The 12,664-nt window shown below is 64.9% G+C and carries 9 protein-coding genes; 5 read left to right on the forward strand and 4 right to left on the reverse strand.

Features of this window, described 5'->3' with window-relative positions; translation table 11 throughout:
* The first annotated feature begins 187 nt into the window (after nt 1-187).
* A complete protein-coding gene (locus AADZ78_RS07155) occupies nt 188-4,375 on the forward strand; it encodes a cellulose binding domain-containing protein (protein ID WP_275580681.1) in 4,188 nt (1,395 codons plus the stop codon).
* Nucleotides 4,376-4,387: 12 nt separating this feature from the next.
* Here AADZ78_RS07155 and AADZ78_RS07160 read toward each other — a convergent pair whose 3' ends face one another.
* The 3 genes from AADZ78_RS07160 to hisN form a co-directional block, all read right to left on the reverse strand.
* A complete protein-coding gene (locus AADZ78_RS07160) occupies nt 4,388-5,593 on the reverse strand; it encodes an acyl-CoA dehydrogenase family protein (protein WP_085249788.1) in 1,206 nt (401 codons plus the stop codon).
* Between the two features lie 21 nt (nt 5,594-5,614).
* On the reverse strand, nt 5,615-7,021 hold the full coding sequence (locus tag AADZ78_RS07165; RefSeq protein WP_085249789.1) for an acyl-CoA dehydrogenase family protein: 1,407 nt from the start codon (nt 7,019-7,021) through the stop codon (nt 5,615-5,617).
* 76 nt (nt 7,022-7,097) lie between these two features.
* Entirely contained in the window at nt 7,098-7,895 is a 798-nt protein-coding gene (hisN, locus tag AADZ78_RS07170; RefSeq protein ID WP_085249790.1) for a histidinol-phosphatase, read from the reverse strand.
* A gap of 24 nt (nt 7,896-7,919) precedes the next feature.
* On the opposite strand from hisN, the gene AADZ78_RS07175 reads away from it, so the two are divergent.
* The 4 genes from AADZ78_RS07175 to dosS all read left to right on the forward strand — a co-directional run bounded on the left by AADZ78_RS07175 (nt 7,920) and on the right by dosS (nt 11,587).
* Nucleotides 7,920-8,261, forward strand: coding sequence for a hypothetical protein (locus AADZ78_RS07175; RefSeq protein ID WP_372510557.1), 342 nt, complete (start codon nt 7,920-7,922; stop codon nt 8,259-8,261).
* 117 nt (nt 8,262-8,378) lie between these two features.
* Entirely contained in the window at nt 8,379-9,182 is an 804-nt protein-coding gene (locus tag AADZ78_RS07180; protein ID WP_085249792.1) for a universal stress protein, read from the forward strand.
* A 36-nt stretch (nt 9,183-9,218) separates the two neighbouring features.
* Nucleotides 9,219-9,872, forward strand: coding sequence for a hypoxia response regulator transcription factor DosR/DevR (gene dosR / locus AADZ78_RS07185; protein WP_085249793.1), 654 nt, complete (start codon nt 9,219-9,221; stop codon nt 9,870-9,872).
* The gene (dosS, locus tag AADZ78_RS07190; protein WP_085249794.1) at nt 9,869-11,587 is read left to right on the forward strand and encodes a hypoxia sensor histidine kinase DosS/DevS; all 1,719 of its coding nucleotides are present in this window, start codon (nt 9,869-9,871) and stop codon (nt 11,585-11,587) included. Before dosR ends, dosS begins: the two co-directional genes overlap by 4 nt.
* Here the strand turns inward: dosS and AADZ78_RS07195 are convergent.
* Nucleotides 11,567-12,562, reverse strand: a complete 996-nt coding sequence (locus AADZ78_RS07195) for an Acg family FMN-binding oxidoreductase (protein ID WP_085249795.1) — start codon at nt 12,560-12,562, stop codon at nt 11,567-11,569. The two genes, dosS and AADZ78_RS07195, sit on opposite strands and share 21 nt — an antisense overlap.
* Nucleotides 12,563-12,664: the final 102 nt, after the last annotated feature.

Consider the following 12,664-nt stretch of genomic DNA (forward strand, 5'->3'; position numbering starts at 1 on the left):
CGCGTTACTGACCGCCTGAAGCAATAAGTCGAATTGTCACAACGGATAATTGGAAGAATCACAGGACAGTTCGTACACCACCTTTCGACACTTTCGCACAACACCCTAGACATGATGCGACTGTCGGCTTATGGTTGCGATACTCCACCTGCCGCCGATGGTCGTGATCGTTGATAAGGAGTCGGCTATGGCGTATGTGGTGGCGGTACCGGAGATATTGGCTTCGGCGGCGGCAGATTTGGAGGGCATTGGCAGGGCGCTTGGCGCTGCCAATGCGGCGACGGTGGTGTCGGCTACCGGGTTGGCGCCGGCCGCCGCCGACGAGGTGTCGGCGTCAATCGCGGCGTTGTTCCGGACGTTTGGTCAGGAATATCAATCCCTGAGCGCCCAAGTGGCGGCGTTTCAGGCCCGGATTGTGCAGACCTTGACCGGGAATTCGCAGTCGTATGCGACCGCCGAGGCGACCAACGCGTCGCCTTTGCAGGCCGTTGGGCAGGACGCGCTCAGCGATGCAAGTGCTCCCACCGGCAGCAGCGGCGTAACCAGCGGTGGCAACACCACCGCCGCCAGCAGTGGCGGCGGCGCAACGACCAGCGCCGTTACCGCTGGAGGTGTTACCACCAGCGGCGGCACCACTGGCGGAACTGCTAGTGGCGGCACCGCTGGCGGCGGCACCGTAACCAGTGCCGCGACCGGCGGGAGCGCCAGCAGCGGCAGCACCGGAATAGGCGTGACCTACGCGGTCGCGTCGCAGTGGGATAGCGGGTTTGTGGCCAGTTACACGATCAAAAATTCGAGTGTGACTCCGCTGAGCAACTGGCAGGTCGAATTCGATTTGCCCGCAAATGAATCCATCACGAGTGTGTGGAGCGGGCAGGTTGCCCAATCTGGCACGCACTACGTTGTGACCCCTGAGTCGTGGACGCAGACGATTGCACCGGGCGGTTCGGTCACCGTTGGCTTTGAAGCCGCGCAGACTGGCGCTTACTCGCCACCAACGAATTTGGTGGTCAACGGAGAACCGGTCAGCGGTGGCGGCACCAGCGGCGGGGGCACCACAGGCGGGGGAGCTACCGGCGGCACGACCGGTGGCGGCACGACCGGCGGCACGACCGGCGGCACGACAGGTGGCGGGGCCACCGGTGGCGGCACTAGCGGTGGTGGCACAGGTGGGGGGACGGCGGGGGAGTTCTCTCCGTATATCGATATGACGCTGTGGCCTCCGTTGAACGACGCGAACGCCGCGAGCCTGGCCAATGCGGGAGTCGACGATGCCACGCTGGCCTTCATAATCAGCGGCGCGGGGAACCAACCGGCTTGGGGCGGGGTGTACTCGCTCACCGACCCGGTCATTACCTCCCAGATCGCGGCCCTGCACAATGCGGGCATCAACACCACCATCTCTTTCGGCGGTGCCAATGGCGTGGATATCGCCTATAGCGCACCGAACGCCACCGTGCTGGCCGAGCAATACGAAACGGTGGTGAACACCTTCGGAATTCACAAACTGGACTTCGATGTCGAAGGTGGGATGCAGGCCAACATTCCCGTGCTGACCAGGCAGGCGCAGGCGATCGCGATGCTGCAGGCCGAGCAGGCGGCTTTGGGCACTCCGGTTGAGGTTTCCTACACCCTTCCGGTGTTGCCGACCGGTCTGACCAATGACGGGCTGGGGGTGCTGCAGATCGCTAAGGCCAACGGCGTCAACATCACCCGCGTGAACATCATGGCCATGGATTACGGCGAGGCTTTCCACGGCGGCGGAAGTCCGGACATGGGCGACCTGGCGATCTCGGCGGCACAGTCGGTTCATGGTCAGTTGATGACGATGGATCCGTCGCTGACCAGCGAACAAGCGTGGTCGATGATCGGGGTGACGCCGATGATCGGAATCAACGACGTGATGAGCGAGGTCTTCACGGTCGAGGATGCCCACCAGCTGGTTGCCTTCGCTGACCAGCACGATATCGGCGAAATCGGCATGTGGTCAGTCGCGCGGGACACCACCGGCCAGTTGGGTGTCGTCGGGCCCAATGGCAGCGGGGTGGCGCAAACCCCCTATGAGTTCTCTCAGGCCTTCTCGCAGTTCGACGGTACCAGCGACGGCGGCAGCACCGGTGGCGGCAGTACCGGTGGTGGTAGCACGGGTGGCGGTGACACTGGTGGCGGCAGCACCGGTGGTGGTAGCACGGGTGGCGGTGACACCGGTGGCGGCAGTACCGGTGGTGGCAGCACTGGCGGTGGTGACACCGGTGGCGGCAGCACCGGTGGAGGTAGCACGGGCGGCGGTGACACCGGCGGCGGCACCACGGGTGGCGGGACCACCGGCGGCGCTACCGGGGTGGGGGCGACCTATGCGGTGGGGTCGCAGTGGGACGGCGGCTTTGTGGCCAGTTACACGATCACCAATTCGGGCACGACTCCACTGACCGGCTGGCAGGTCGAATTCGACCTTCCCGCAAATGAATCCATCACGGGTCTGTGGAGCGGACAGGTTTCCCAGTCCGCCACTGCGTCGGGCACGCACTACGTCGTGACTCCTGAGTCGTGGACGCAGACGATTGCACCGGGTGATTCGGTCACCTTTGGGTTCCAGGCCTCGCAGACCGGCGCTTACTCGGCACCGACGAATTTGGTGGTCAACGGACAACCCGCCGGCGGCGGCACTACCGGTGGCGGCACGACGGGTGGCGGCACGACCGGCGGCGGCACCACGGGTGGGGGAACCGCCGGTGGCGGCACCAGCGGCGGCGGCACGACGGGCGGCGGCACGACCGGAGGCGGCACGACCGGTGGCGGCAGCACCGGTGGCGGCAGCACTGGCGGTGGCGACACCGGTGGCGGCAGTACCGGTGGTGGCAGCACAGGTGGCGGTGACACCGGTGGCGGCAGTACCGGTGGTGGTAGCACGGGTGGCGGGACCACCGGCGGCGCTACCGGGGTGGGGGCGACCTATGCGGTGGGGTCGCAGTGGGACGGCGGCTTTGTGGCCAGTTACACGATCACCAATTCGGGCACGACTCCGCTGACCGGCTGGCAGGTCGAATTCGACCTTCCCGCAAATGAATCCATCACGGGTCTGTGGAGCGGACAGGTTTCCCAGTCCGCCACTGCGTCGGGCACGCACTACGTCGTGACTCCTGAGTCGTGGACGCAGACGATTGCACCGGGTGATTCGGTCACCTTTGGGTTCCAGGCCTCGCAGACCGGCGCTTACTCGGCACCGACGAATTTGGTGGTCAACGGACAACCCGCCAGCGGCGGCACTACCGGTGGCGGCACGACGGGTGGCGGCACGACCGGCGGCGGCACCACGGGTGGGGTAACCGCCGGTGGCGGCACCAGCGGCGGCGGCACGACGGGCGGCGGCACGACCGGAGGCGGCACCAGTGGCGGTGGCACCACCGGCGGAGGTAGCACCGGCGGCACTACCACGGGATCCTGGGGCGCTCCGGAATTCTCTCCGTATGTCGACATGACGCTGTGGCCGCAGTTCGATTTCGCGGGTGCCGGCGGCCTCGGTGACGTCGACCATGTCGTGCTCGGCTTCATCACCGCCGATTCGCAGGGGCAGGCGGCCTGGGGCGGCTTTGACGCCTACGCGGTCAACGGCGGCAGCCTGCTGTATCAAATCAATGACCAGATCACCGCGATGCATAGCGCAGGTATCGACGCCACCATCTCCTTTGGTGGTGCGGCGAATCAGGAACTGGCTCTGGTCACCCCGGACGTGAACGCTCTGGCCGCGAAGTACCAGTCGGTGATGGATGCCTACGGCTTCCACAAGCTCGATTTCGACATCGAGGGCGCGGCCCAGGGTGACGTCGCATCGCTGACACGTCGCGCGCAGGCGATCACCATGCTGCAGACGGCGGGGAATGCGAGCGGTACCCCGGTGGAGGTTTCGTTCACTCTTCCGGTGCTGCCGACGGGTTTGACCGCCGACGGGATGCGGGTGGTTACCAACGCTATCGCCAATGGCGTGGACATCGCGCACGTCAACATCATGGCGATGGACTATTTTGACCCGAGTCTGCCGTACGAGGGCAAGATGGGTGACTATGCGATTCAGGCGGCAACGGCTGTGCACGATCAGTTGGTGCCGTTGTATCCGTCGAAGACCGATGCGGAGATCTGGGCGATGGTCGATGTGACGCCCATGATCGGCGTCAACGACCATACGGTCGAAGTGTTCACCCTTGCCGACGCGCAGAAGCTCACCACGTTCGCCGAGGAAAAGGGCTTGGGCGGACTGCACATGTGGTCGATCAACCGCGACTACCCGGGTCCAGTGGGCACCCTGTCAAACACCAGCAGTGGCGTCTCGCAAAGCACCTTTGCGTACTCCCAGATCTTCGGGGAGTTCGACGACTGAGAAACCCGGCCGCTATTTGAGTTCGGACGACGACAGGCCCAGCAGTCGGCGGGCAACCACCAGCTGCTGGATCTGCTGCGTCCCCTCGAAGATGTCCAGGATCTTGGAGTCGCGACCCCACTTCTCCAACAGCGTCTGCTCCGAATAGCCAGTGGTGCCGGCCAATTCGACGGTTTTGAGGGTGACGTCGCTGGCCATTCGGCCGGCTTTGGCCTTGCTCATCGACGCTTCTTTGGAGTTGGGGATGTTGTTGTCGGCCTGCCAGGCCGCACGCAGCGACAACAGGTAGCTGGCCTCCCAGTCGGCCTCCATCCGCAAAAACTCTGCCGCAGCCGCGCTTTGGACGTTTGCGGGCTTGTCGTAGTCGATCTCCACCCCGGCGTTGGTGAGGATCTTGCGGATCTCCTCCAGCGCGGCACGGCCGATCCCGACGGCCATGGCGGCAACGATCGGCCGGGTGTTGTCGAAGGTTTCCATCACCCCGGCAAAACCCTTGCCGACTTCGATTTCCGGGTTGCCCAGCAGGTTGTCCTTGGGGATGCGGGCGTTGTCGAACCGGATCACAGCAGTGTCGGATCCCTTGATGCCGAGCTTGTGCTCGAGACGTTCGACCGTGACACCGGGATGCTCGCGCGGCACGATGAACGACTTGATTGCCGGGCGGCCCAAGGACTTATCCAGCGTGGCCCACACCACGATGTGAGTGGCGCGCGAACCGGCGGTGACAAAGATCTTCTCGCCATTGATCACGTACTCGTCGCCGTCCAGAGTGGCCGTCGTCGATACCGCGGCCGAGTCCGAGCCGAATCCCGGCTCGGTGATGGCCATTGCCGCCCAGACCTTGCCCAACCGTTCTAGCTGCTCATCGGTGGCGACTGCCGAGATGGCCGCATTACCCAGTCCCTGATAGGGGATGGACAGCATCATCGCGACGTCGCCCCAGCTGGCCTCCAACGTCTGCAGCAGCGCGGCCATGTTGGCGCCGTTGTGGTTCTTGTCTCTATCTTCCTCGTCGTCGCCAAGCGCATCGGCGCCGGCGAACGCGAACGATTCCGAGGCTCCCTCGAACAGATTGATCAGCGTGTCGAGTTCGACCGGGTAGGCGTGTTCTTTCAGGTCGTACTTGCGGGCGATCGGCCGCACCAGTTCTGCGACGCCCTGATGCGTTTTGTGCATGACCGCTTGCAGTTTGCGCGGTAATTCCAGATTGATTGCCATGACTAAACTTTCAGCTCGTAATCAGATAACGACAACGCCCTCGGCGACACCGATGGCCCGCAGGTCGCGGTACCAGCGTTCGACCGGGTGTTCTTTGGTGTAGCCGTGTCCGCCCAGCAGCTGGACGCCGTCCAGGCCGATTTGCATGCCCTTGTCGGAGCCGAGCCGTTTGGCCAGCGCGGCTTCCCGGGCAAACGGCAGGCCCTGCTCGGCGCGGGACGCGCCGCGCCAGGTGATCAGCCGCAGCCCGTCCAACTCGATGGCGATATTGGCGCACATGAAGGCAACCGCTTGACGGCGGGCGATGGGCTCGCCGAACGCGTGGCGTTCTTTCACATACGGGACGACGTAATCGAGCACGGCGTGCGAGGTACCGACCGCCAGCGCCGCCCAGCCCAGCCGAGCCAGCGCAAGCGCCTCGGAGTAGTCGTCATCGGTGGCTTCGTCCTCGCCCAGCCGGGCGGACAGCGGTACCGAAACACCGGACAGTTCAACGAGGCCGAGGGCTGCCGCGCGAACGCCCATGCTCGGGTCCGCCTTGACGGTCAGGCCTGTGGCGGAGGATTCGACGATGAACAGCGCGGGCTTGCCGTTCAGTTGGGCGCCGATGATGAACAACTCGGCGTTGGCCGCCGCCGGAACCAACGACTTCACCCCATCGAGCCGGTAACCGGACGGTGTGCGCGTCGCGGTGGTCTTGAGCCGGGTCGGGTCGAACAACGGTTGCGGTTCGGCGATCGCCACACAGGCCTGGGGGACATTCTCACCGGCGAACTCTTTGAGATAGGTGGCCTGCTGTTCCGCACTGCCCCAATGCGTTAGCGCCGACGCCACGCCACCGGGTGCGAGGATCGGCAGCGCCAGGCCCATGTCGCCGTACGCCAGGGCCTCGGCCACCAACACGTTGGTGACGCTGGAGCGGTGCTCGGCGATACCGTCGAAATCTTCGGGAATGTTGATTGCGGTGATGCCCAATTCGGCGGCTTTGGCAATCAGATCGGGCGGGTAGGCCGCGGCTTCGTCGGCGTCGTGCGCGGCTGGTCGCAGCACCTCTTTGGCGAATTCATCGACGGTCTCGACGATGAGCTTCTGGTCGTCGTCGGGTGTCAGGTCGAAGTAGTCCTTGCCGCTGGACTTCAGCCGGGTCGGCCCACCGCGCAGGCTCTGCACCCGCTTGAACTGTCGGGTGACGGCGCCGGCGGTGGAGAACGTCGTCTTCACGCCGTAGCGCAGCGCCCGGTTCAGCGGATCGCGCAGGTTGTACTTGTCCAGGAACTCCTGGCCGACCAGCGGAGTCAGGAGCGCTATTGCGATGTCGGTCCCGGTGCGTTTGTGTGGCTGCATCCCGATTCCGGTCTGGCGGCCGGGCCGTTTGGAACGTCGGGTGCGTGAGCGGGTGGTGGGTTTTGCAGATGTGGTGTCGGTCATATCAGCGGCCTCGGTCGTTGGGGCGATGCGAATAACCGTATCTTACTCCGGAGTAAGATAAGTAGCGACGTGTTAACTAATTCACATCCGCTCGAAGGCCGTTCAGCACGCGTTCGTGCAGTAGGCCGTTGGTGGCCACCGCGTCACCGCCGTGCGGACCGGCGGTGCCGTCCAGGCTGGTGAACCGCCCGCCCGCCTCGCGCACCAAGATGTCTAGGGCAGCAAGATCCCACACCGACACTTCCGGTTCGGCAGCGATATCCACGGCTCCCTCGGCCACCAGGCAGTACGACAGGAAGTCGCCGTAGGCGCGTACTCGCCATACGGCGTCGGTCAATTCTATGAAGCGTTCGCGTAAGCCACGCTGCGCCCATCCCGAGAGACTGGAGAATGACAAGCTCGCCGAATCCAGTTGTGCCACAGAGGAAACCGCCAACTGGCGCGGACGTCCACCACCGACCGATACGAACGCGCCTTGGCCGCGCGCTGCCCACCAACGTCGCTGTAGTGCCGGCGCCGTCACAACGCCGACCGATGGCACACCGTCTTCAAGCAAAGCGATCAAACTGGCCCACACCGGCACCCCGCGTACGAAGTTCTTGGTGCCGTCGATCGGGTCGACGATCCACTGCCGTCCGCCGAAGGTGGCCGTTCCGCCGAACTCCTCGCCCAGGACGCTTTCGCCGGGCCGGTCGCGGGCGATCACCTGGCGCAGGTCCGCTTCGACCGTGCGATCGGCATCGGTTACCGGTGTCAGATCCGGTTTGGTCTCGACACGAAGGTCCAGCGCACCGAACCGGGCGCAAGTGGCGACGTCTGCGCGGTCGGCCAACGCCAGCGCAAACGTCAAATCGTCGTCGGTACGGCGGCTCATACCCGCAGTCCTACCATGGGTCGCGTGTGGGAACTTGCTGTACTGATCCTGCTGGTGGCGGTTCTGTTGGTGTTTCTGGCCCCGCGATTCATTCCGCGGGGGCCGCGCGGTGACTTGGCGAGCGGCACGTTATTGGTGACCGGAGTCAGCTCGCCGCCCGACGGTACCGGCGAGCAGTACGTCACCATCGCCGGTGTCATCAACGGACCCACGGTGAGTGAGCACGCTGTGTATCAGCGGATGGTCGTCAGCATCGACCGCTGGCCGACGGTGGGCCAACTGCTTCCGGTCGTATATTCGCCGAACAATCCGGACAACTGGAAGTTCGCGCCCGAGGAGCCGCCTGAGCAGCCGCCGGAGCCGTAAGGGTTGTTCGACACGCTTTAAGGACCAATGGCACTCAGTTGGGGACCAATGTCCCTGGGAGATCGGGGTTCCGAACCGATAACGTGCGAGTTGAGCACTTGGGAAGGAACACCGCAAATGAGCGACATCAATCCGGCTCCGTCAATCGTCGTCGGTGTCGACGGATCTAGGGCGGCAACGCATGCGGCCCTGTGGGCGATCGATGAGGCGGTCAGCCGGGACATCCCGCTGCGCCTCGTATATGTCATCGACTCACTGGACTCTGCTGGCGCAGCAGTTGATGAAGGCCCGCATGCAGCTGCCCGCGCGGCGCTGTTCGATGCCTACCGAGCCGTCGAGGACACGGGCAAACCGGTCAAGATCGAAACCGAGATTCTGTGGGGAAGGCCGCTCACCAAGCTGATGCAGGAGTCGAGGTATGCGGTGATGGTCTGTGTCGGGTCTATTGGGCTCAACCATGCCCGCCGCGGCGGGGGTTCCGTCGCGGCGACCCTGGCCGGGTCGGCCATGTGCCCGGTGGCGGTGATCCATAGGCCACCGGGTGGATCGGCAACACCCGAGGTCAGTGCGGTTGTTGCGGAAGTGGACAATGGTTCTGTGCTGCGACACGCGTTCGAGGAGGCCAGGCTGCGAGGAGTCCCGCTGCGAGCAATCCGCGCACACGTTGCCGAGACACCCGATGATGTCGGTGACGCAAAGCGTTTGGCGCAAGCGCAACTGAGCCGTCGGCTGGCCCGTTGGACGAGGCTGTACCCCGACGTGCGGGTCGAGTCGGCGGTGGTCCGCGGCAGTCTTGGCCGCTATCTGGCCGCCAGCAAGGAAGGCCAGCTGTTCGTCACCGACTCGCGCACCGCTGAGAACCTCTGCGGTGCGTACGGCGCGGGATCCTCGGTACTGACGGTACGTTGCGGCAACCTGTAAGGAGCCAACTACGGGGAAAGGGGCCGGAGAGAAGCGGTGGTAACAGTCTTCTTGGTCGACGATCACGAGGTAGTGCGGCGCGGCCTGATCGACTTGCTCGGTGCGGACCCCGAACTCGATGTTGTCGGTGAGGCTGGCTCGGTCGCTGAAGCAATGGCCCGGATTCCGGCGGCGAGCCCGGATGTGGCGGTACTCGATGTCCGGTTGCCCGACGGCAACGGCATCGAACTGTGCCGTGATCTGTTGTCCCGCATGCCTGATCTGCGTTGCCTGATCCTGACGTCGTATACCTCCGATGAGGCGATGCTGGATGCGATCCTCGCCGGCGCCAGCGGATACGTCGTCAAAGACATCAAGGGCATGGAATTAGCACGCGCCGTCAAAGAGGTGGGCGCCGGCCGTTCGCTGCTGGACAACCGGGCCGCGGCCGCGCTGATGGCGAAACTGCGGGGCGCAACCACTGAGCGGGATCCGCTTTCAGGTCTTACCGATCAGGAACGGACGCTGCTGGGCTTGCTCAGCGAGGGCCTGACCAACAAGCAGATCGCCGACCGGATGTTCTTGGCCGAAAAGACGGTAAAGAATTACGTGTCGCGGCTGCTGGCCAAACTGGGCATGGAGCGCCGGACGCAAGCCGCGGTATTCGCAACGGAATTGAAACGTTCCCGGCCGCCGGGTGATGGACCATGACGGGAGACGATGGGGCATCGGACGTCGGCATGGGTCCGCTGCGCCAAACGCTCTCACAACTACGCCTGCGGGAGCTTCTCGTCGAGGTTCAGGACCGCGTCGAGCAGATCGTCGAGGGCCGCGACCGCCTCGATGGGCTGCTGGACGCCATGCTGGTGGTTACCTCGGGCCTAGAGCTGGACGCTACCCTGCGCTCGATCGTGCATTCCGCGACCAATCTGGTCGACGCCCGGTACGGCGCCCTGGAAGTGCACGACAGGGACAAACGCGTGCTGCACTTCGTCTATGAGGGTATCGACGAGGAGACCGTCCGTCGTATCGGCCACCTACCGGAGGGTCTTGGCGTGATCGGTCTGCTCATCGACGAACCCAAACCGCTACGGCTGGACGACCTTTCGAGGCATCCGGCGTCGGTCGGTTTTCCGCCACACCATCCGCCGATGCGGACTTTCCTTGGGGTACCGGTTCGGGTGCGTGGCGAATCGTTCGGCACTCTGTACCTGACCGACAAGACCAACGGGCAGCCGTTCAGCGACGACGACGAGGTGCTGGTGCAGGCGCTGGCCGCTGCTGCGGGTATCGCCATCGCGAATGCGCGGCTCTACCAGCAGGCCAAGGCGCGTCAGTCGTGGATCGAGGCCACTCGAGACATCGCCACCGAACTGCTGTCCGGAACCGATCCCGCCTCGGTGTTCCGGCTTGTCGCCGAGGAAGCGCTGAAACTGACAGCGGCCGACGCGGCCCTGGTGGCCATCCCCATCGGCGAAAGCATGCCGGCCGATGAGGTGGCGGAGCTGCTGGTAATTGAAACATTAGGTAGCGCTGTGGCTTCCATCGCTGGGCGGACCGTCCCGGTGGCAGGCACTGCGCTTGGAGACGTCTTCGTCAATAGCGCGCCGCGACAGGTCGACCGGCTGGAGCTGGACGGGCTGGCCGACACGGGCGCGGCTTTGCTGCTGCCATTGCAGGCTACCGACGCCGTCGCCGGTGTCGTTGTTCTGCTGCGCCAGAGCAGTCCCGGATCGTTCACCGACGAACAACTTGAGATGATGGCCGCGTTCGCCGACCAGGCCGCGCTGGCCTGGCAGTTGGCCACCTCGCAGCGCCGGATGCGTGAACTCGACGTGCTGACCGACCGCGACCGTATTGCGCGCGACCTCCATGACCACGTGATCCAGCGGCTCTTCGCCGTCGGCCTGTCGCTGCAGGGCACGGTTCCGCGGGCGCGCGATAGCCAAGTGCAGCAGCGACTTTCGGAAGCCGTCGATGAGTTGCAGGGTGTGATCCAGGAAATCCGGACCACCATTTTCGACCTGCACGGAACGTCACAGGGCATCACTCGCCTGCGGCAGCGAATCGACGCGGCCGTCGCCCAATTCGCGGACTCGGGGTTGCGCACCACCGTCCAATTTGTCGGGCCGTTGTCGGTGGTTGGCGGCACGCTGGCCGACCACGCCGAGGCTGTGGTGCGGGAAGCGGTCAGCAACGCCGTACGGCACGCGCGGGCCACCACATTGACGGTGCGCGTCACCGTCGACGACAACTTGAACATCGAGGTGAGCGACAACGGTCGTGGCATGCCCGAGGAGTTCACCGGGAGTGGCTTGGCAAATCTGCGCCGTCGGGCAGAGCAGGCGGGTGGTGTTTTCACGATCGAGGGCATACCCGACGCTGGTGGCACACTGTTGCGTTGGTCAGCGCCGCTGTTGCCGTAGCGCGGGCCATTCAACGACATCGGATAGGGCGCGCCGGGGAGTCGCGGTCAACGGGTCGGCATTGATCGGGGCCCAGCCCACACGGAGCAGCATCTGGGGATAACCGCTGGCGCCGAAGACGTCGCGACGGACCGCCTCACGTGTTTCGGCGATCTCGAGGGGTTCGGTGATGGGGCAGCATGCCAAACCTATCGCCGTCGCGGTCAGCAAGACGACGCTGGTGGCCTCGCCGGCACGCAACCGCGCCAACCGGTCGTCGGTCTCGGTGCCCAGTGCCAGGATCGCCGCACCGTCATCTTCTGGTAAGACGCCGGACGGTTGATCCAGCTTGGGTCCGGCGAAGAGTCGTCCGGGAATCGGGGCGTGCGGGTCAGACCGCGGAGTGCTGCGGGCCGGCACCCCGGCCATCGAACCGTAGCGCCCGCTCCACGTGGTCAGCTCGCGAAGGTATTCCGCATTTGTTGCGTGGTACCGAACAGCTTGCGCCGCAATGTCTTTCATTTTATCCACGGCATCGACCTGGCGTAGCATGACCCCACTGCGGGCCGCCCGGGCAACCAGCTGGGCGATGTCGCCGCCGGCCACCGGCCAGGAACTGTAGGCACGCCGGTCGGTACGTCGCCGCGGTATGGCCGCCGCCAGCGCGATGTCGGCCTGATCGGGCGTGTGGCGCCGGACCTCGATGGTGGCCAGGTGCCACGGGTTGTCGGGATCCGGAAGGCGACTCGCCATGGCCTGCCACCCCATCGACGCCAATGCGACGACGCAATGATGCAACGCGATACCGCAGCTGATGATCAAGTCGCGCCCGTCCGGATCGGTCTTCTGCAGTTGCATGTCCGGTTCGCAGAACAGATCCAGGCTCGTAGCGTTCACCCGCCACCGCCACGGTTGCGTGTTGTGAATGGAGGGCGCTCGGGCGGCCAGGTTGAGGACCGTGCGGAGGGTGCCGGCATCCGGGAATTCGGCGGTCATCTCTGCCTTTCTGGTCGGGCAAGCCCTCCTATCGATGATTGCGGCCATACCCCAGGATCGTCCGCCAACGCCCGCGGCGGCAGAGCACGAAGCCCCCGGCAG

Source organism: Mycobacterium riyadhense (genome assembly GCF_963853645.1).
GTDB lineage: Bacteria > Actinomycetota > Actinomycetes > Mycobacteriales > Mycobacteriaceae > Mycobacterium > Mycobacterium riyadhense.

Bases quoted from the DNA above. Each gene is read 5' to 3' on its own strand.
- AADZ78_RS07155 (WP_275580681.1), top strand. From the start codon at position 188: ATGGCGTATGTGGTGGCGGTACCGGAGATATTGGCTTCGGCGGCGGCA.
- AADZ78_RS07160 (WP_085249788.1), bottom strand. From the start codon at position 5,593: ATGGCAATCAATCTGGAATTACCGCGCAAACTGCAAGCGGTCATGCAC.
- AADZ78_RS07165 (WP_085249789.1), bottom strand. From the start codon at position 7,021: ATGACCGACACCACATCTGCAAAACCCACCACCCGCTCACGCACCCGA.
- hisN (WP_085249790.1), bottom strand. From the start codon at position 7,895: ATGAGCCGCCGTACCGACGACGATTTGACGTTTGCGCTGGCGTTGGCC.
- AADZ78_RS07180 (WP_085249792.1), top strand. From the start codon at position 8,379: ATGAGCGACATCAATCCGGCTCCGTCAATCGTCGTCGGTGTCGACGGA.
- dosS (WP_085249794.1), top strand. From the start codon at position 9,869: ATGACGGGAGACGATGGGGCATCGGACGTCGGCATGGGTCCGCTGCGC.
- AADZ78_RS07195 (WP_085249795.1), bottom strand. From the start codon at position 12,562: ATGACCGCCGAATTCCCGGATGCCGGCACCCTCCGCACGGTCCTCAAC.